Genomic DNA, 18,875 nt, shown 5'->3' with positions numbered 1-18,875 from the left:
TTGACCGTTGACACTGGCGCAACCGTTTGCATTAATGGGCCACACCCACGTGACCGCCACCACATCGGACGAAGGGGCCGCCGTGCCAGTCACCATCCGGGACGTCGCCCGGGCGTCCGGTGTGCACATCTCCACCGTGTCCCGCACCTTCTCCGCTCCGCACCTGGTCAACCCGGAGACCCGGGTCCGGGTGCTGGCCTGCGCGGAGGACCTGGGCTACCGGCCGAACCGGGCCGCGCGGGCGCTGATCACCGGGCGTACACACAACATCGGGCTGATCATCGCGGACATCGCGAACCCGTTCTTCCCGCCGCTGATCAAGGCGGCGGAGAGTCAGGCCCGGCACCGCGACTACCACGTGTTCGTCGCCGACACCAACGAGGACCCGACCGCGGAGGAGGAACTGGTCCACGCGTTGGCCAAGCAGGTCGACGGTGTGCTGCTCTGCAGCCCACGGATGAGCAACAGCCTGATCGAACAGCTCAGCCGTGAGGTGCCGCTGGTGGTCGTGAACCGCCAGGTGACCGGCCTGCCCTGCGTGCTGATGGACGTCGGGCAGGGTGCCCGGTCGGCGATCGAGCACCTGGTCGGCCTCGGGCACCGCAGCATCGCGTTGCTCGGGGGCCCGCGCAGCTCGTGGACCAACCGGGAGATGCGCCGGGCCGCCGGCGCGGCCGCCCGGGCGGGCGGCGCGGACCTGACGGTGCTCGGCCCAAACGCGCCCACCGAGACCGGCGGATCCGCCGTCGCCGAGCAGGTGCGGCGCAGCGGTGTGTCGGCCGTGCTCGCCTACAACGACCTGATGGCGATCGGCCTCATCGAAGGGCTGGACGCGCTCGGGGTCCGGGTGCCGCAGGAGGTGAGTGTCGTCGGGGTCGACGACATCACCCTGAGCCGACTCACCCGACCCAAACTGACGACGGTGGCCACACCCACCGGGGCCGCCGGCCGGACGGCCGTCGACATGCTGCTGCAACAGGACACCGAGTCACCGCGCGGCGCGCGAGGGCTGGGTGCCGGCACGGCGCTCGGCGTCCGTCGTACCACCGCACAGGTAATGCTCCAGACCGACCTGGTCATCCGCGACTCGACCGGCCCGGGCCCGCACGCCCGACCGGCACGTCCCCCGGCCGCGCCGCAGGGCCCGGACCCGCATTGCCCTGCGGGCCCGGGCATCCCGACCGCGGCCACCGGTGACGCCGTCGCCTCCTAATGCCGAGGAGTGAGCGCACATGCACCCCGCAACGCCCCCCACCACTGACGCGCCCGTCGGGCGCGCTCACCGTACCGCGCTGCCCCGGCGGCGCCTGCTGCGTGGCCTGCTCGCCGTGACGGTCGCCGCGCCGCTCATGTTCGGGGCTGCCGCCTGCGGCGGAGACGACGAGCCCTCCGCCGATCCGAACGCCCCGGTCAAGCTCTCCATCTTCTGGTGGGGCGGTGACGCCCGGGCCAAGCTGACCGAGGACGCGCTGGCTCTCTACACCAAGAAACACCCGAACGTGACCTTCGAGAAGACCTGGCAGGCCAACCAGGGCTACTTCGACAAGCTGGCCACGCTCACCGCCGGCGGCAACCCGCCGGACCTGTTCCAGATCGACGACAACTACCTGGCCGAGTACGCGGCCCGCAACACCACGTTGGACCTGACCTCCTACCAGAAGTCCGGCAAGCTGGACACCTCCAAGTTCCCCGAGAGCCTCTGGCAGTACGGCGTCGTCGACGGCAAACTCGCCGGCCTGGCCGCCGGCGAGAACACCCAGGGTCTGGTCTACAACAAGACGCTGCTGACCACTAACAACCTGCCCGAGCCGACCACCGGGATGACCTGGGAGCAGCACATCGCCTGGGCCGAGGAGGTGTCGAAGAAGACCGGTGTGCCCGGCACCCAGGACCCGAGCGCCGACTACAAGGCCCTCTGGGTCTGGCTGCGGCAGCAGGGCAAGGATCTCTACAAGGGCAAGGAGCTGGGCTTCACCGCCGAGGACGTGACCAAGTGGTTCGACCTGTGGAAGGGCGCCCGCGACCGCAAGGCCACCCCGACCGCCGACGTGATCCACGAGGGCAACTCCAGCGACGTCACCAAGCAGTTGGTGGTCACCGGCAAGTCGGCGACCTCCTGGGTCTGGGCCAACCAGATGCCGGACCTGAAGAAGAACACCAAGGACGAGCTGGGCGTGATCGCCTACCCCGGTGACCCCAGCGCGCAGTGGGCCCGGGCCTCGATGTACTGGTCGGTGTTCAAGGGCAGCAAGAACAAGGACGTCGCGGTCGACGTGATCAACTTCCTGAACAACGACATGGAGGCCGTCAAACTGCTCGGTACCGACCGGGGCCTGCCGTCCAACCTGGACCTCCGCCGGGTGGTCAGCGACGACACCACCGACCCGGCCATGAAGCAGTCCATCGCCGTGGAGGCGGAGCTGACCCAGAAGTTCGGCACGTCGCCGCAGGTGCCGATCAAGGGACACAGCAAGGTCAAGTCGGAGCTGATCAAGGCGGCCGAGAACGCGCAGTACGGCCGCGCCACCCCCGCCGAGGCCGCCGCCCAGTTCGTCGAGGCGTGCAAGTCCGCCATCGCCTGACCCCAGGGTCTGTGTCGACGTCACCCGCCCGGGGACTTCGACACAGACCCACCGCGAGGAGAGGAGCTGTTCGTGGCGTTGACCACGGCGCCCGACCCGACCCGACGCGGCGCCGGAACCGACCGGGCCCACACCGGCAGGCGTGGGCCCGGCCGTCTCCGGCACAGCGAAGGTCTGGCGGGGTACGTCTTCCTGTCGCCGTGGCTCATCGGGCTGATGGGTGTCACGGCGGTCCCCATGCTGTTGTCGCTCTACCTGAGCTTCACCAACTACGACATCCTCACCCCGTTCTCCGAGGTGGAGTGGGTGGGGCTGGCCAACTACGAGCGGATGTTCACCGCCGACCCGTCGTACTGGCACGCGGTGCGGGTGACACTGACGTTCGCGCTGGTCGCCGTGCCGTTGAAGCTCGCCGCCGCCCTCGGCGTGGCCCTGCTGCTCAACCGCGCCTGGCGGGGCGTCGGGCTGTTCCGAGGGCTGTTCTACCTGCCGTCGCTGCTCGGCGGCAGCGTCGCGCTGGCCATCGTCTGGGTCAACATGTTCAACCGCGACGGCGCGTTCAACTCGTTGTTGAGCCTCTTCGGCATCACCGGCAAGCCGTGGGTCAACGACCCGGACTGGGCCCTGGAGACGCTGATGGTGCTCGCCATCTGGCAGTTCGGCGCGCCGATGGTGATCTTCCTGGCCGGGCTCAAGCAGGTGCCCACCGAACTCTACGAGGCGGCCTCGGTCGACGGGGCCGGCCGGTTCCGCCAGTTCCGCAACGTCACACTGCCGATGCTCTCCCCGGTCATCTTCTTCAACCTGGTGCTGGAGACCATCAACGGGTTCCAGGGCTTCACCGCCGCGTTCGTGCTCAGCAACGGCACCGGCGGCCCGGTCGACTCCACCCTGATGTACACGCTGAACCTCTACATCACCGGCTTCACCGAGCTCGACATGGGTTACGCCTCGGCGATGGCCTGGGTGTTCCTGCTCGCCATCGCGGTGATCACCGCGGTCTTCTTCAGCACCGGACGATTCTGGGTGCACTACTCCGACGGTGAGGACCGGTGATGGCGACCCCGACGGCCGTAGCGCCACCGAACCCACGCCGACGCCCCGGCGGTCGGCCCGTGCTGCGGCTGCTGATCCTGGTGGCGATCGTCGCCGTGGTGCTCTACCCGTTGATCTGGATGATCGGCACCTCGGTGAAGTCCCAGGAGGAGATCGTCAACAACCTCGGGCTGCTGCCCGAGCGGTTCACCCCGGGCAACTACACCGCCGGGTGGTCCAACTTCGACGTCAGCTTCGGCCGGTTCTTCCTCAACAGCGCGATGGTCAGCCTGCTCACCGTGGTCGGCAACGGGCTCTCCTGCCTGCTGGCCGCGTACGCCTTCGCCCGGCTGCGGTTCCGGCTGCGCGGCATGTGGTTCGCCGTCATGATCGGCACGCTGCTGCTGCCCCAGCACGTCCTGATCGTGCCGCAGTACATCCTCTTCCGGACCCTCGGGCTGGTCGGCGGCGACTGGCCCTACCTGCCGCTGCTCATCCCGCAGTTCCTGGCCACCGAGGCGTTCTTCGTCTTCCTGATGGTGCAGTTCATGCGCGGGGTGCCGCGTGAGCTGGACGAGGCAGCCCGGATCGACGGTGCCGGCCCGTTCGGCATCTTCCGGCACATCATCCTGCCGCTGAGCCGCCCGGCGCTGGTCACCACGGCGATCTTCTCGTTCATCTGGACCTGGAACGACTTCTTCCGGCAACTGGTCTTCCTGTCCCAACTGGAGGACTACACGGTGCCGGTGGCGCTGACCCTGTTCATCGACTCGACCAGCCAGAGCGCTGTCGGGCCGATGTTCGCCATGTCGGTGCTGTCGTTGCTGCCGGTCTTCCTGTTCTTCGTCGCCTTCCAGCGGATGCTCGTCGAGGGGATCAACACCAGTGGCATCAAGGGCTGAACCGGCGTCCAGGGCCGAACCTGTCGACGCCGCCGAACGGCGCGACTGGCGCGACGTCGTCCGCGACGCCGCCGACCTCGCGCTGCTCGGCATCCTGCTGACCCTCTCCGCCCTGCCGTTGCTCACCGTCGCCGCGGCGATGGGCACGGCCAGCGCGGCAGTGCACGACTGGACGCGTACCGGCGGTTGGCCGTCCGCGCGGACCACACTGCGCCGCTTCGGCCGTGCGGTGCTGCCCGGGGTGCCGGTCAGCCTGCTCGTGTTCGCCGTGGCCGGGCTGCTCGCCGCCGACCTGGCGGCGCTGGCCACCGGCCGGGTGCCCGGCGGGCCGGTGGCGCTGCTGGTGACGGTGCTGGTAGCGGCTGGCCTGGCCGGGTACGCCGGGCTGGTCGTCGTCGAGGTGGGCGGGGGTGGACGGTGGCGGGAGGCGGCAGGCTCGGCGGCGCGGGCCTGCCTCGACGCACCCACCCGCTGGGCCGCGCCCACCGGGGTCGTCGCGCTCGCCGGGCTGCTCGCCATCCTGGTCACCCCGGTCGCGGTGCCGATCCTCGCCGGATACACGCTGGCCGCCCTGCACGCCGTCGCCAACCGCCGGCCGATCGCCGCAGGCGTCACCTCCCGAGGGGGAGGCCGCGCCGCCGGCCGACTGGTGGCCGTCGACCCCGCCGGCGGCCGGTCGGTGCCGGCGCACCCGGAGCTGCCGTGAGCGGCACACCGGAGCCGGTGCGGCTGCTGGCCGGCGGGGCCGAGGTGGCCCGGTACGTCATCGGCCCGACGCTGGACGCGCGGCACGGCCCCCGGCCGTACCTGCACCCGGTACGCACCCTCGGCGGCACTGTCGTCACCGACGCGCTCCCCGCCGACCACGTGTGGCACCTCGGCGCGTCCCTGGCGGTGCAGGACGTCAACGGCAGCAACCTCTGGGGCGGGCGCACCTACGTGCGCGACGTCGGCTACACCTGGCGCGACGACCACGGCGTCATCGCCCACACCGGCGAGGTCGAGCGGTCCCCGGGCGGGTACGTCCACGACCTCCAGTGGCGCGACCGCGCCGGTGGGGTCCTGTTGACCGAGCGTCGGTGGCTCGCCGCGTCGGCGCTGACGCCGGACGTCTGGCGGCTCGACCTGGAGACCGTGCTCGTGGCACCGGACGACCGGGAGGTGCGTCTGGGCAGCCCGGCCACCAACGGCCGCCCGGGCGGGGCCGGGTACGGCGGGTTCTTCTGGCGGGCCGTCGCCGACGGCGAGCCGGAGGTGTTCACCGCCGACGCCGCCGGGGAGGCGACCGTCAACGGCAGCGCGGCGCCGTGGCTCGCGCTGACCGGCGTCGGGCCGGGCGGCGGGGCGTACACCCTGGTCTTCGCGGGTCTTGGGCGGGGCGACAGGTGGTTCGTGCGGACCGCGATGTATCCGGGGGTCTGCGTGGCGTTCGCCTTCGACCGCCCGGCGGTGCTGCCGGTCGGTGGGAGCCGGCACGGGCGGTACCGGGTGTGGGTGGTCGACGGAACCCTCGACCGGAACGGTGTCGCCGGCCTGGTCGCGATGGTGCCCTGACCGCTGTGCGACGTCAGGGGGACCGGTCGATCAATTCGTGCGCGGCACGCTGGTACGCGGCCTGCGTGTGGTACGGCCAGTGCCGTTCGATCGGGGGCGGCACCGTGTCCGCCAGGTCGATGGTCAGGCTGGAGGGATCACGCAGTCGACTGTCGACCTCTCCGAGCGGTCCGTCCGCGTCGTGCGGGAAGATCGGTCCGCCGATCGGGTCGGTGTCCCGCCAGAGGTTGCGCCACCGCCACCCGACCCGACCGCCCAGGTCGCGGAGCGTCTCCGGCCCGAAGTACGCCGGATAGAGCCGGGCGTAGGTGCGCCGCAGCGGTGAACCGTAGGTCAGCAGAGAGACCCGGGCCAGCACGGACGGAGGTAGTTGCAGGATCGTGGCGGCGGCGAGCACCGAGCCCTGGCTGTGTCCGGAGATGACCACCGGCCCCCGCGCGGTGAGGCCGGTGACCCGTTTCGCCAGCTCGGGGACGGCACGGGCGGCGTAGCAGGGCGGCGCGAACGGGTGGACCGTTCGGGGCCAGAAGGTGCCGAGGTCCCACAGCACCGCCACCACCCGCCGGGTCTGGGAGGACCGGTACGCGCGGAACCCGAGGACCAGGAGGCAGATCACCAGCAGACTGATCACCCACACGCCGGCGTCGGTGACGTACGCGGCGAGCACGGCGAAGGCGCCCCCGTGTCCACCGAGGCGGGCCGCGAGCTGGGTGGGTCCGATTCCGATCACGTCGAAGGTGACGGTGGCCAGCCCGAGCGACGCGATCACCAGGAACGCGACCAGCACCGGTCCCAGCTCCTCCGTCACCCGGGAGCGGGCGATGGTCTCCTGGACCAGGTGCAACCGGTGCGCGTCAGCCGCCGGCACGTCCGGGTAGTCCCGCTGCACGATCCGCGCTGCCAGCCGTCGTCGCCGTCGCCTGCTCAGCAGGAGGGTGGCCGAGGTGACGGCCGCGCCGATCAGCAGTGCGGCGAGCCCGGCGAGCGCGGCCCACCAGTAGGCCACCGGCGGCTCCAGCGGGCCGACGATCGGCGGGTTGGGCCGGATCGGGTCGGGGATCGCGCCATGGTCGAGGGCGTCCGCGACGCGGTAGACCAGGGTCGCGGTGAAGGCCGCACCGACGCTCACCGCCGCCGCTGCCATGATCGGGCTGCCGAGCCCGCGCAGGACGGGGCGTTCGTCGCGGTGGCCGCCACGGTGGCGCAGGTACGTGACGACGGTGAGCACGACGAGCAGGACACCCTGCGTGGCGACCACTCCGGCGGCGGTGCCCTCGTAGCCGGGCAGCTTGCCCGAACCAGACGGTGCCCCGCCCGCCAGCGTGGCCGAAGCCAGGCACGACACTGTCACCACCACGGTGGCCGCCCACAGCGGGCGCAGGAGCCGTCGGGCCCCCGTCGGGCTGACCGGCGCCGGCCGGACCAGGAGGACCACGCCGGACCCGAGCAGCCCGAGCGCGATGCCGAACAGCGCGACGTGACCGGCAGCGCCGACCCCGCCGGGCGAGACGCCGGCGATCAGGGCGACGTCCACCGTCGCGACGCCGAGCACCACGTGGACCTGTCGCAGCCAACCCGTGGTCTGTGCGTCCTGCCAGAAGCCGGCGTCGGTGAGGCTCTCGTCCCGGTTGCCGGACCGGGGTTGCGCCGACGACGGGCCGAACCCCTCGAAGGCCCTCGCCGAACGTGTGCCGATGGCCCAGACGACCCACAGCGCCAGCAGGGAGACGACCGCCAGCAGGGCCAGCCTGGGCCCGGCCGGGAGGGTGTGCAACCAGGCCAGGTAGGGGCGACTGGCGCGACACCCGGGGTACGGCACGCACTGCCAGCCGACCAGGTCCAGCGTGACGCCCACCGCCGCCAACATGAACGTGACAGTGAGGGTGCCGGCGAGCAGCCGGCACAGCACGCCGAGCAGCCCCCGCCGGTCGTGCTGCGGCGGTCGGAGCCAGATCGCCAGGTTGCTCAGCATGAAGGGCAGCAGCAGCAGCATCGAGGCGGTCCGCACGGCCGCGCCGGCGGTCAACGAACCCCAGCGGTACGCCTCGACGGCGACGCCGTCGGTGGCCCCGCCCGCGGTGCCACTGCCCGGTCGGGGCCGGAAGAAACCCGCGTGCCTGTTCCCGGCGACGCGGACCACGATCGGGTGATCGAGGATCCGTTCCGCCGTGACACCCGAGATGCCGTGCACGCGCAGCTCCACGGCCTCGCGTCCCGGCGTCCTGTCCACGCCGTCAGGGTCACAGACAATCCTGAGGGGCGCTGCCGATACCGTAAACGTCAGCGGCTGGGCAGCGCGGCGGTGACCCGGATGGCCTTGACGATCGCCGGGATCGAGCCGATCAGCAGGACCAGCCCCCAGATGATCGCGATGATCGCGAAGACCAGCGCCGCCACGTCGTCGACGATGCTGACCAGGATCACCGGCACCAGGTTGTGCAGGAACTCCAGCACGACGGTGCACAGCAGGGTGGTGAGGATCAGCAGGACGAGGCCCTTGTTCTGCAGGAACCGGGGCTGGGCCAGCACCAGCAGCCCGGCCCACACGAGCTTGAGCAGCAGCACCAGCCCGAGCAACACCGCCGCGTCGCCGACCGGGAAGAACCCCCACAGGGCCAGGTACGCCAGTGTGCCGAACGGGACGGCCAGGAACAACGACACCATGATCATGAGTTCGACGAAGGCGATGAGCAACGCGATCAGCCCCACGATGATCAGGATGATCGAGAAGATCAGGCTGGCGACACCCTGTACCCGGCCCTGGACCCGCTCCGGCAGCAGCAGACCCAGGCAGAACAGCCCGGTGCTCCAGACCGCCACCGCGTCGATCAGCGCCAGGTAGCCGGTGCCCCGGCCGGACGGCTCGCTGACCCCGGACACGTCGTCGATCTGGACGTCCAACGCTCCGGCGCTGTCCGCGAGCGCCGCCCCGGCGTCACCGCCGCCGATCAGCAGCCCGGCGCCCAGCTCCACCCCGATCGCCAGGACGATGGCGAGCATGGCCAGCAGCAGGAATGGTTTGCGCAGGTCACCCACGTCGGAACCCTCCACTCAGCTCAGGACGTCGCCACGACGACAGTGCAGGAACCGAGGCCGGGACAGCGCACGCCGACCACAGTGGCCTCGTCGACCGCCACCTTCGCCACGGCTCCGGTGCCGTCGGCGGCCGGTTCGACCTCGTCGCGGATGGTCAGGTCGGCGTCGCCCGGGGCGGGCGCGGTGACCGTGAACCGCGCCGCGCTGCGCAGCACCAGGGTGCGCAATCCACCGGGGTCGGCGACCCGCAGCTCACAGCTACCCGAGAAGACCAGCCGGCCGGGCTCCTCGAAGCAGTCGGCGCTGACCGTGCCCGGGTCCACTGCGGCGCGTTCGCCGCCCAGTGCCCCCAACCGGTCGACCAGACCGTGTGGGGCGCCCGGGTCACCCCGGTCGTCGCGACCCGCCCCGATCGCGACCACGAACAGCGCCACCAGCAGACCGGCGAGCACGCCCAGCAGCGCCTTCTGCCGGCCGCTCATCGCGCGGCGGCCGGTGACACGACCTCGCTGAACCGGAGCACGTCGACGCCGGCGAAGTAGCGGTTGGTGCCCTGCGTCTTGCCGACCACCAGCAGGGTGACCTGGTGCGCGCCCCTGGTGAGCTGGACCGTGCCGACGTCCAGGAACTCCGTCTTGCGCACCGTCGGTGTGAAGCCGAGGAAGGTGCCGCCGACCTGGTTGCCGTCGATGGCGAAGACGGTGTTGGCGTAGTCGAGGGCGGTGGTGCGCACCGCGGCGAACCGCCAGGTGCCGTCGGCCGGGATCTGCACCGTCACCGTCACCTTGTCGCCGATGGCCAGGCCCTGGAAGAACAGTTGCTCGCCGCCGGACCAGGTCACCTCACAGCAGTCCGGCTGCGCCACCACCGTCGCCTTGCTCTTGTTCGGCGACTCCACCACCGCGCCGTCGACCAGGCTCTCCGCCTCGACGGTGACCACCCGCGGATCGTCCGGACCCGAGTCACGGGTCAGCAGGACCACTCCCACGGTCACCACCACCAACACCAACGCCGCCGCGGCGGCGATCCACAACCAGGGGGTACGCCGCGGCGGCGCGACCGCCCGCACCTCGTAGGTGACCCGACCGCTGGAACGGGAACTCTCCTCCGGCGCGGTGTTCGCCGAGTACGCGAACCCGGTCATGTCGTAGCGCCGGGGGGCGGTGCCGGCCGGCACGGCGAGTTTGACCAGGAACGACACCGAGCCCTGCCCGGGCACCACCCGTTGCGGCTCGGCCACGGTGAACCACGCCCGCTGGGAACCGTCACCGGGAGCCACGTCGAACACGACGGTGTCCGGCGCGTTGCCCGGGTTGGAGACGGTGAACGTCAGCTCACCGCCGTTGCGCGGGTCGAGCGTGAACTGTTCGGCGGCGGCGACGACCGCCCACTCGGTGGTCATGACGACTCCTCTTCCAGGACGATCTCGACGGTGGTCGAGGCGGGCTTCTCCGCCTCGACGATGCGGGTGATCACGGCCAGCTGACCGGCGGCGGCCGCCGGCACCCGCACCACCACGTGGAACGGCTGCTCGGCGGGTTCGTCGATCGCGAAGCCCGCCATACCGGTGGCCAGTTCGAGAGCGCGGCGTAACCCGTACGGGGTGCCGCGCCAGCGGGCCAGCAGCGCCGCGTTGGCCACCAGGTCACGCAGCCGGCCCACCGGCAACGGCAGCGGGGTGTCCGGCCGGGGTGACGCCACCACGTGGTCCATCGCCACCCAGCGCGTCAACCCCACGACCAGCCCGTCCGGCGCCCGGTACGGGTCGAACAGGGCGTCCACCTCGGCGAGGATCGCCTCGTCCGGGGCGTGCAGCGCCTCCATGACGTCCAGCAGCGTCCAGAGCACACTGCCGGGCACGCACGCCCGCTGGTAGGCGGCGGGCAGCAGCCGCTCAATCGCCGAGCGTCGCATCCTGGCGCACCACCTCGATGTCGTGCTCGCCGGAGCAGAGCAGCCAGGTATCCGGGACGGTCACCACGTCGGCGGTGGCCTGGTTGGCGCTGGGTGTCCAGTCGACAGCTGTGGCGCTGCGGAACACGCCGCGTTCGCCGCCGGCCAGGATGAGCCGCTCCGCCGCGCCGGAACCGCCGGCGCTCCCGCCGGTCGCGGCACCGCCGCCTCCGCCGGTCGCCGGGCCGTTCACGGCGATGGCGTCGACCGGCACGAACCGGGTCCGGTCCCGTAGCGGCAACCCGCAGTTGACCGACACCGGCTGCCACTGCGGCTGCGTGGCCAGGGTGTCCAGCCGCAGCACGCCGCCGCTCTGTGTGGCCGCCACCGCCAGCGACCCGGCGAACGCCAGGTCCCGGCAGGTGCCCCCGATCCACCCGGACTGCGTCGACTGCCACTTCACGTCGGACTCGAACAGCCGGGTGCGATGGCAGCCCTGGCCGGGCTTCTTCGGGTCCGGCTCACCGGCCCCGCTCCACAGCAGCGTGGCCGGCCCGTCGTACTGCACGGCGAGGACCCGGTTGTCCACGTTCGACAACCCGACGTGGGTGAAGCTGCCTGGCCGGCCACCGGCGGTCGACAGGTACACCCCGAAACTCGCCTGCGCGGCCACCGCGACGCCCGGCGCGCCCCGCTCCGAGACGAACGTGCGCACCGCGTAGAACCCCCGGTCGGCGTCGGACGGGTCGACCAGGATCTGCAACGGCACCGCCCCGGGCAGCAGCGACACCTCGTACAGGCCGGTGTCGGTGGCCACCAGCAGCGCACCGGCGCCGTCGCGGTCCAGCCACGCCACGTCGGAGATCCGCGAGTCCAGGTCGGTGAGCAGGGACCAGGTCTCGCCGAGGTCGGTGCTCAGGTGCACCCGGGAGCCGCCGGAGGCGCGCACCGTCACCACTGCCACCGAGCCGGGACGTGCCACGATGCCCGGCCGTACGGGGGCGGGGGCGGGTGCCACCCGCAGCACCGTCTCGTCCTCGAAGCGGCCGGCCGGCTCCCAGCCGGCGCCGCCGTTGCTGGAGCGGAACACCACCGGTCCGCGCCCGGCGTACCAGGTGCGGGGCTGGTACTGGTCCACGGCTAGGGCGCGGACCTCCGCGTCGGGCGCCTCGTCGACCACGAACCGGACCGACTCGACGTAGCGCACGCCCGGCTCGGCGTGCTCCAGCAACCGGTACACGTTGGACGCCCGCAGCGGCTCCCCGAACGGCCAACCGGTCGGGTTGAGCGCCGTCGGCAGCGGACTCAGCGTCTGGTGCAGCCGGTCGTGGATGCGGCTCCGGACGGCGTCCACGTCCTCCTCACGCCGGACCACCACCCGGGCCCGCACCGACACCGCCTTGAAGCGGGCCCAGGTCGCCCGGGACCGGATGCCTACCATCCGGCGTTCCTCCAGGTCCGCCTCGACGCGGTGCCGCGCCTCGGGCACCTCGTGCTCGCGCAGCACCGCCACCGGCAGCCGGCCGTCGGGGCGGGCGGTCGGCGGCACGTACGGCACCAGCACCACCTCGACCTCACCCGGCCGGGCGAAGCTGTACACCGCCGCGCGGGTGAACGCCCGCGCCCTCGCCACCGCACCGGAGCTGGTGGCGAGCACCTCGAAGTCGCGGGCGGTCACCGCCCGCTGCTGTGCGAAGAACTCGTACGGGCCGCGCAGCAGCACCGACTCCAGCGCCTCCATGTCGCGGCCACCGGCGGCCGGCGCGGGGTTGTCCACCTTCACCCCGGGCAGGGGGTCGCGCAGGCTGGTCAGGGTGCCCGCCGCCACGTTGCCGGTGGGCCCACCACCGGAGCGGTACCAGAGCCGGACCTGCCGCCCGGCCGGCGGCACCGCCGCGACGGTGACCGGCGTCGGGGTCCCCGCCGAGGGCTGCGCGGCGGCGGGTCGCAGGTCGAGAGCCGGGGCGAAGGTGACGGTGCCCGAGCAGCGGTCGACCAGGTACGCCTTGGACTGGGGGCCGAGCCCCGCGAAGCTGTCCACCGGCTGCCAGATCTCGAACGTGCGGCCGTCGTGCTCGCGGGCCGCCGCGCCCAACTCCACGGTGCCGTTCGGCACCTCCACGCCGAGCAGGAGGTCCAAGGGTTCGGCGGTGTGCGCCAGTGGCGCGTGGGCGGCCCGCAGCACCTGACCCGGCTGGCCGGTCCCCACACCGAGCAGTTCCGCCTCGACCGTCTCGCAGTGGTGCATCCGTACCGTCACCGACGTCTCGTCGGCGGGCAGCACCGCCGGTTCGGTCGTGACGAACACGACCGGCCGCGGGTCCGCGCCGCGAGCGGCCGCGACCCGCAGGCCGGCCGGGATCCGGACCGCCGCGCGGTCGGTGCCGGTACGGGTGAAGAGGACGTCCGCCCAGGCCGCTGTGGGCGCGTGCCGGGCGACCCCGAGCAGGTTCAGGAACGAGACGTACGCCTTCTCCGGCAACTGGTTCAACCGGTAGATCATGACCTCGGTCAGGTGCGCGAACGCCTCCACCAGCGCCATGCCGGGGTCGTGCGCCGACAGGTCGGTCCACGCCGGGCAGGACTGCCGGATCCGTTCCCGGGCCTCGGTGACCAAGTCGAGGAAGCCGCGATCGTCCAGGTGCGGCACGGGCAGTGTCATGAGGGTCCTCCCTGGGCGGGATCGTCGACCGGGAGCAGATCCACGGAGAAGACCAGCTGCCCGGGTGTGAGGCTGGTCCGCACCCGGTAGTCCAACCTGATCACCAGCCGCCACGCGTCGTCCGGGTCGGGCCCGGCGTCCACGTCGATCACCTCGACCCGGGGCTCCCAGCGGTTGATCGCCTGCCGGACGTAGTGGATGGCCAGGCCGGCCGTGGTGTCGTCGTTGGGCGCGAAGACCAGGCGGTGCAGCCGGGACCCGTACCCGGGTCGCATCAGCCGCTCGCCCGGCGTGGTCGACAGGAGCAGGAACAGCGCCTGGCGTACGCTCTCGTCGCCCTCGGTCATCGCCAGGCCACCGGCAGCGGTGAGCGCCAACCCGCCGGTCCGGCCGGCGTCGAAGCCGGCGCCGACGAAGCGGAAGGCCCTCACCGGTCCGCTCCCAGGAACTGCTGGCGCGGGTCCCGCACCGTGTGCTTGACCAGCCCCGGCGGCGTGCCGTTGGTGAACCCCGACAGGTGCGAGAGCACCACCCGGTGCCCGTCGACGCGAATCCAGTCGCTGTAGCCGACCCGGACGGTCAGCGTCGTCGTACACGGCTTGACGGTCGGCCCGTAGTTCGGGCAGGCGACGATGTCGCGTCCCTCCGGGTCGTCGTCCACCAGCACGGGCACGCCGGTGACGCTCACCCACTCCCGTGACGGCCGGTTCTCGACCCGGCCGTCGTGGTCGCAGGTGATCACGGAGTCCCTGTGGATCCAGCGCATCAGCCGCCTCCTTCGTGGTGGGCGCGAGCGAGGGAACGGGCCTGCTCCGCCGCCGTCGTCTGGTCCTCGGTCGACTCGGCGTGCAGGAAATCCACGCTGCGGGCGCGCACCACCATCGCCCGGCCGGGTGCGGAGATCACCAGGTCGGACGCCGCGTGCAGCGTGGCCAGATCCGGCGTCAGCTCCAGGAAGCTGCCGCCCTCGGTGGCGAGGCGCAGGCTGCGGTTCACGTCGTCGACGACGATCGACTGCCCGCCGGCGGTCCGCATCGTCCAGCGTCGTGCCCGCCCGCCGTCGATGCCCGCGTCGTACGGTTCGACAGCGCCGAACAGCGAACCGAGCACGATGCCCGACGCCGGCTCGCCGCCGGGCAGCACCACCAGCACCGTGTCGTCCGGGTCGGGCAGCGCCACCAGACCCTTGCCCCGCCCCGCGCCGGGGCAGAGCACGGCGAGCCAACCGGCGTCCAGGTCCCCGTACGCGGGCAGGGTCAGCCGAACCCGTCCCAGCCCGTCCGGGTCGGCGACGTCGGTGACCGAGCCCAGGGTGACCACCGCGCCGCCGGTCGGGGCCGGTGGGGTGACCGGTGGCACCGTGGAGAACCGGGTCAGGTGCCCGTCGCCGTCCACCGTGTGCACCACCTCGGTCAGCACGTACGCCCCGGCCACCGGGTCGGGCACACCGCCCAGGTCGATCCGCCGGCCCGGTCGCAGCGCCGGGTCGCCCTCGGCCACCCCCTCGGCGGTCACCAGCGCCGCCGCCCGGGTGTCCAGGCGAGCCTGGGCCAACGCCGCCAACTCGTCGTCGCTGCGGCCGGGCTGGTCAACGGCGGTTCGCACCCCATCGGCGCCCACGTCGGCCGGGTCCGGGCGGTCGTCGGCCGGTCGACAGCAGCGCGCCTCGTCGGCCTGCTGGCTGATGACCTCGGCCCGCTGCGGGTGCCAGCCCAGGGCCACGCTCGCACCGCCGGCCTGGTCGGTGTTCGTGGACAGGCGCACCGTGTGCAGGCCCGCGCCGAGGGTCAACGCGACGGGCTCCCCGTGACCGGCGAGGGTGACCAACCGGACGCCGTCACCGTCGGCGGCGAGGTGCAGCCCGGCCCGCCCGGCCACCTCCCGCAGCAACTCCAGGTCGCTGTGCCGGTGCTGCGACACCCGTTCCACACGTGGCCCGTCGACGTCGGCGGTCACCGCCAACCCCACCTCGCCGCACAGCTCCCGGGCCAGCTCCACGGCGGTGACCGCTGTGAACACCCGCAACCCCTGCCGCTTACGCAACCGGTGCAGCGGGTCGTACGCGCGCAGCCGCAGCAGCGCGGCACCGTCGGCGGCGTACTCGACCTCCACGGCGGTGACCTCCCCGTCGAACAGGGCGTCGGCATGATCGGCCAGCCGTACGCCGAGGGTCGCGCCGGGGCGGACCGCCGGGTCGAACGCGCCGGCGCCGGCGGTGGTGGCGAGCACCAGCTCGGCCTGGGTGGGCTGGTCGAGGCGGGCCGCCACGCGCAGCGAGCGGATCCGCTGACGGGCCGCGCCGGTCAGCTCGACGCCGTCGAGCAGGACGGTCAGCGCCCGGGGCGCGACGCTCGTCACGGCGTACCCCCGGGGCCGGCGGGTGTGCTCGTCGGCGCGGGTCCGGTCGCCGCGCCCCAGGCGGCGGGGGCGGTGGCGATCGACGCTCCGACGAACGCCGCACCGGCACCCACCGCTCCGGCGAGCGCCCGCGCGGCTGCGGTCAGCGCACCCGTCGTCGGGCCGCCGGCCGGTGCCGGTGGTGGGACCGCCAGTGTGGTGCCGGCCGGCACGGCGAGGGGGTCGGTGATCCGGTTGTGTTCGGCGAGGAGACGCCAGCGCAACGGTGAGCCGAGCGCGTCGTTGGCCAACAGGTCGAAGCGCACCCCGGATCGGCCCGGCTCGGCCGCGCCGTCGCCGGCGGCGATCACCGCGCTGCCCGGCGCGGCGGTCGGCGTGGTCGCCGCGGCCAGTTCCTCCTCGAAGCCGGCCTGCGCCTGGTCGGCCGTCTCGGCGGCCCGGACCAGCTTCAGCCGCAACCAGGATCGCCGGGGTGACCCGGTGCCGGTGAACGCGTCGAACCGTTCCGCCACCGCGACGATCACGCCCGGCACGTTCCAGGTCTTGCCCCACACCAACCGCACCAGCGGAGGCCGGAGCCAGCCATGCTCGACAGCGGAGTTCTCCGCCAGCATCCACAGCGGACGGGTCAGCACCCGCACGTCGGTCGGGCGGACCTGCGCCTCCACGAAGTCGACGTCGAAGAGCAGGTCGAGCACCAGTTCGGTCCGGCCGCCACCGGTGAAGACGAGCGGGTCGTCGGCCAGCCCGGACCCGGTGAGCTGACCGCCGGCGGCACCCCGTCGGCGTACGCCGGCGAGCCGGGTCACCTGCACGGTCTCCGGGTTGAGCAGGCAGTCCACCCGAACGCCCGAGGAGTCGATGAGGAAGGCGACGCGTTCCATCAGTCGCCCGCCTGTTCCCGGTCCAGCCGACCCAGGTGGGCGGCGTCCAGCCCGTCGCCGGGCACGGTCCACACCGCCGCGTCGTCCGGTAGCGCCGGCCACGGGTCGGCGGCCGGCGACCCGATCTCGGTCGACGGGAACTCGATGCCGGCCGGCCAGCGCCCGCCGACCCGGTCACGTGGGGCTCCGCCGACCGAAACCCCGACCGTCCCGATGTCGCTGCCCCGCCACCCGCCCGACCGGCCGACGTACTGGTCCGCGCGTCGGTGGTCGGGCCACGCCCGTTCGTCCGGTAGGGCGGGCCACGAGCCGTCGACCTCGACCGCCGCCCGCCCGTCCCACCCGGCGTCGCCGGGTGCGGCGGCGGGGGCGGATCCCTGACGGAGACTGCGCCCGGAGGGGGCGAGGACCCCGCCGGGAGCGCCGGGTGCGGGGGTGGGGGAGGAGGTCGCCGTGTCCCGCCCGTAGGCCGAGTCGAGCCGACCAGGCCGTGTCGGGCGTGGCCGCCCCGCGTGCCCGTGGGGTGTGCCCCGACCGCCGGGGGCGTCGGCAGGGTCGCCGATCGGCGAACCGCCGGGCTCGCCGGCCGCGCCGATCGACTCGGCGGTCTCACGCGGGGACCGCGACGCGTCCGACCATCCGGACCCGCTCGGGTGGGACGTGTCGCCGCCGTACGACCGCGCGCTGGCATCGTGGACGTCGGACGCGTCGGACCTGCCGACACCCCCGATGCCCGCCGTCCCGTGTCCGCCAGACGTCGTCGGCAAGCCCGCGGTGCCGTGCAGGCCGTCCGGTGCGGGGTAGCCGGCCGTACGGTCAGCGCCGGCCGCCGGGGGGAAGCCCGCCCTTGCGGGGGAGCCCGCGCTTGCGTGGACGCCCGCGCATCCGTGGACGCCTGCCGCTCCGAGGAGGCCGGCCGTCGCAGGGGTGGCCACGGTTTCGGGGATATCCACCGCACCGTCGTCGGTCACCGGGTCGGGACCGCCCCGGATCCCGGTGCCATCCGCCGTCGCGAAGACGTCAGGTGTGCCGAGAACGCCCCGCCCACCGGACAGCCCGCGGCGACCACCGGTCTGGGCCGAGCCCGTGCCGGCGGTGTCGCCGAACCCGGTGCCGACGGCCGGAAACCCGACCGATCCGGTGGACGGCCGGGAAGACTCCCCGACCCATCCGCCGCGTCGATCCACCGCGGACGATCGCATCGACCCGTCCGGCGGGCCCGGAACCGCGCCATCGGTTCCGGGCCCGTCCGGTCGGTCGTCGCGGGGCCGCCCGGCGTCCGCCGGAGAGGTGTCGAGCTCCAGGTCGCGCAGCAGGCCGGGGGCGTGCGAGGCCACCACGTCCAACCAGTGCTGCGGCGGTTCCCCGAAGCGGCGTGGCGGGTCCGACGGCGGCTCCTGCCGGGGTTGCCCGACGGGCTCGACCCGCCCGGCGAGACGTTCGACCGCCCCGGCGGCCGAGCGCAGCCGGGCGGCCAACCAGTTACGCGGGCGCTGGCGCGGCGGCACCGCCGGTCTCCAGCTCCAGGCCCTCGTAGCGCAGGGTCAACGAGGCGATGGCGATCTCGTGGCTGAGGGTGTTGAGGTGCGCGCCACGCCACCGGGTCGGCCACGCACCGATCAGGTTCCAGCGCAGCACCTCCGTGGAGCCGACCGAGTCGAGCAGCACCACCGAGACGTTGCGGCGGTTGAGGGTGCCCTGCGCGGTGGCGTTCACCCAGTCCCACAGCTCACGGGAGGCGGTGAGGCCGAAGTGCAACGTCACCGGCTCGTACTCGGCCTGGCCGGGCACCATCCGCATCCGGCCCAGGCCGTGCTCGCGGTACGGCTGCCCGGGGATGGTCACCTCCAGGCCGGTCATCTCCGTGAAGTGGCCGTTGGTGACGCCGTTGATGAGCAGCCGGAAGTTGTACGCCCGGTACGGGTCGACCGGCGCGCCGGGCTGTTGCGGGGTGGCTGGGGTGGGCATG

Annotated in this window: 18 protein-coding genes; 6 read left to right on the top strand and 12 right to left on the bottom strand. The window is 73.0% G+C overall.

Annotation, left to right across the window (positions count from 1 at the left end; genetic code table 11):
* Nucleotides 1-82: 82 nt before the first annotated feature.
* The 6 genes from O3438_RS06780 (at nucleotide 83) to O3438_RS06755 (ending at nucleotide 6,073) form a co-directional block, all read left to right on the top strand.
* Nucleotides 83-1,213, top strand: a complete 1,131-nt coding sequence (locus tag O3438_RS06780; RefSeq protein WP_269679113.1) for a LacI family DNA-binding transcriptional regulator — start codon at nucleotides 83-85, stop codon at nucleotides 1,211-1,213.
* Between the two features lie 19 nt (nucleotides 1,214-1,232).
* A complete protein-coding gene (locus tag O3438_RS06775) occupies nucleotides 1,233-2,582 on the top strand; it encodes an ABC transporter substrate-binding protein (RefSeq protein ID WP_269679112.1) in 1,350 nt (449 codons plus the stop codon).
* A gap of 72 nt (nucleotides 2,583-2,654) precedes the next feature.
* On the top strand, nucleotides 2,655-3,638 hold the full coding sequence (locus O3438_RS06770) for a carbohydrate ABC transporter permease (protein ID WP_269679111.1): 984 nt from the start codon (nucleotides 2,655-2,657) through the stop codon (nucleotides 3,636-3,638).
* The gene (locus O3438_RS06765; RefSeq protein ID WP_269679110.1) at nucleotides 3,638-4,519 is read left to right on the top strand and encodes a carbohydrate ABC transporter permease; all 882 of its coding nucleotides are present in this window, start codon (nucleotides 3,638-3,640) and stop codon (nucleotides 4,517-4,519) included. Before O3438_RS06770 ends, O3438_RS06765 begins: the two co-directional genes overlap by 1 nt.
* Nucleotides 4,503-5,225: a hypothetical protein gene (locus O3438_RS06760; RefSeq protein ID WP_269679109.1), complete on the top strand. Its 723-nt coding sequence runs from the start codon at nucleotides 4,503-4,505 to the stop codon at nucleotides 5,223-5,225. The genes O3438_RS06765 and O3438_RS06760 overlap by 17 nt, the downstream gene beginning before the upstream one ends.
* The gene (locus O3438_RS06755; protein ID WP_269679108.1) at nucleotides 5,222-6,073 is read left to right on the top strand and encodes a PmoA family protein; all 852 of its coding nucleotides are present in this window, start codon (nucleotides 5,222-5,224) and stop codon (nucleotides 6,071-6,073) included. Before O3438_RS06760 ends, O3438_RS06755 begins: the two co-directional genes overlap by 4 nt.
* A 13-nt stretch (nucleotides 6,074-6,086) precedes the next feature.
* Here the strand turns inward: O3438_RS06755 and O3438_RS06750 are convergent, their stop codons facing one another.
* The 12 genes from O3438_RS06750 to O3438_RS06695 are packed head-to-tail and all read right to left on the bottom strand — an operon-like array spanning nucleotide 6,087 to nucleotide 18,874.
* Nucleotides 6,087-8,303, bottom strand: coding sequence for a hypothetical protein (locus O3438_RS06750; RefSeq protein ID WP_269679107.1), 2,217 nt, complete (start codon nucleotides 8,301-8,303; stop codon nucleotides 6,087-6,089).
* Nucleotides 8,304-8,353: 50 nt separating this feature from the next.
* Nucleotides 8,354-9,109: a hypothetical protein gene (locus O3438_RS06745; RefSeq protein WP_269679106.1), complete on the bottom strand. Its 756-nt coding sequence runs from the start codon at nucleotides 9,107-9,109 to the stop codon at nucleotides 8,354-8,356.
* Nucleotides 9,110-9,129: 20 nt separating this feature from the next.
* Nucleotides 9,130-9,591, bottom strand: a complete 462-nt coding sequence (locus tag O3438_RS06740) for a hypothetical protein (RefSeq protein WP_269679105.1) — start codon at nucleotides 9,589-9,591, stop codon at nucleotides 9,130-9,132.
* Nucleotides 9,588-10,511: a hypothetical protein gene (locus tag O3438_RS06735; RefSeq protein ID WP_269679104.1), complete on the bottom strand. Its 924-nt coding sequence runs from the start codon at nucleotides 10,509-10,511 to the stop codon at nucleotides 9,588-9,590. Before O3438_RS06735 ends, O3438_RS06740 begins: the two co-directional genes overlap by 4 nt.
* Entirely contained in the window at nucleotides 10,508-11,023 is a 516-nt protein-coding gene (locus O3438_RS06730; protein ID WP_269679103.1) for a phage tail protein, read from the bottom strand. The genes O3438_RS06735 and O3438_RS06730 overlap by 4 nt, the downstream gene beginning before the upstream one ends.
* Complete coding sequence (locus O3438_RS06725) at nucleotides 11,004-13,664, bottom strand: putative baseplate assembly protein (protein WP_269679102.1); 2,661 nt, start codon at nucleotides 13,662-13,664, stop codon at nucleotides 11,004-11,006. Before O3438_RS06725 ends, O3438_RS06730 begins: the two co-directional genes overlap by 20 nt.
* Complete coding sequence (locus tag O3438_RS06720) at nucleotides 13,661-14,095, bottom strand: GPW/gp25 family protein (RefSeq protein ID WP_269679101.1); 435 nt, start codon at nucleotides 14,093-14,095, stop codon at nucleotides 13,661-13,663. The genes O3438_RS06725 and O3438_RS06720 overlap by 4 nt, the downstream gene beginning before the upstream one ends.
* Nucleotides 14,092-14,430 (bottom strand): hypothetical protein, encoded by a 339-nt coding sequence (locus O3438_RS06715; RefSeq protein WP_269679100.1) that lies wholly within the window; start codon nucleotides 14,428-14,430, stop codon nucleotides 14,092-14,094. Before O3438_RS06715 ends, O3438_RS06720 begins: the two co-directional genes overlap by 4 nt.
* Nucleotides 14,430-16,022, bottom strand: coding sequence for a contractile injection system protein, VgrG/Pvc8 family (locus O3438_RS06710; protein ID WP_269679099.1), 1,593 nt, complete (start codon nucleotides 16,020-16,022; stop codon nucleotides 14,430-14,432). The genes O3438_RS06715 and O3438_RS06710 overlap by 1 nt, the downstream gene beginning before the upstream one ends.
* Complete coding sequence (locus O3438_RS06705; protein ID WP_269679098.1) at nucleotides 16,019-16,906, bottom strand: CIS tube protein; 888 nt, start codon at nucleotides 16,904-16,906, stop codon at nucleotides 16,019-16,021. The genes O3438_RS06710 and O3438_RS06705 overlap by 4 nt, the downstream gene beginning before the upstream one ends.
* Nucleotides 16,906-18,414 (bottom strand): hypothetical protein, encoded by a 1,509-nt coding sequence (locus O3438_RS06700; RefSeq protein ID WP_269679097.1) that lies wholly within the window; start codon nucleotides 18,412-18,414, stop codon nucleotides 16,906-16,908. The genes O3438_RS06705 and O3438_RS06700 overlap by 1 nt, the downstream gene beginning before the upstream one ends.
* On the bottom strand, nucleotides 18,389-18,874 hold the full coding sequence (locus O3438_RS06695) for a phage tail protein (protein WP_269679096.1): 486 nt from the start codon (nucleotides 18,872-18,874) through the stop codon (nucleotides 18,389-18,391). Before O3438_RS06695 ends, O3438_RS06700 begins: the two co-directional genes overlap by 26 nt.
* Nucleotide 18,875: the final 1 nt, after the last annotated feature.

Source organism: Micromonospora sp. WMMC250, assembly GCF_027460215.1.
GTDB classification, from domain to species: Bacteria; Actinomycetota; Actinomycetes; order Mycobacteriales; family Micromonosporaceae; genus Micromonospora; species Micromonospora taraxaci.
The sequence above is the reverse complement of the archived record's forward strand: the minus strand, read 5'-3'. Positions and strand labels throughout refer to the sequence as shown.

Coding starts and splice junctions, on each gene's coding strand:
- O3438_RS06725 (WP_269679102.1), bottom strand. CDS start 13,664: ATGACACTGCCCGTGCCGCACCTGGACGATCGCGGCTTCCTCGACTTG.
- O3438_RS06775 (WP_269679112.1), top strand. CDS start 1,233: ATGCACCCCGCAACGCCCCCCACCACTGACGCGCCCGTCGGGCGCGCT.
- O3438_RS06740 (WP_269679105.1), bottom strand. CDS start 9,591: ATGAGCGGCCGGCAGAAGGCGCTGCTGGGCGTGCTCGCCGGTCTGCTG.
- O3438_RS06715 (WP_269679100.1), bottom strand. CDS start 14,430: ATGCGCTGGATCCACAGGGACTCCGTGATCACCTGCGACCACGACGGC.
- O3438_RS06695 (WP_269679096.1), bottom strand. CDS start 18,874: ATGCCCACCCCAGCCACCCCGCAACAGCCCGGCGCGCCGGTCGACCCG.
- O3438_RS06730 (WP_269679103.1), bottom strand. CDS start 11,023: ATGCGACGCTCGGCGATTGAGCGGCTGCTGCCCGCCGCCTACCAGCGG.
- O3438_RS06705 (WP_269679098.1), bottom strand. CDS start 16,906: ATGGAACGCGTCGCCTTCCTCATCGACTCCTCGGGCGTTCGGGTGGAC.
- O3438_RS06735 (WP_269679104.1), bottom strand. CDS start 10,511: ATGACCACCGAGTGGGCGGTCGTCGCCGCCGCCGAACAGTTCACGCTC.
- O3438_RS06765 (WP_269679110.1), top strand. CDS start 3,638: ATGGCGACCCCGACGGCCGTAGCGCCACCGAACCCACGCCGACGCCCC.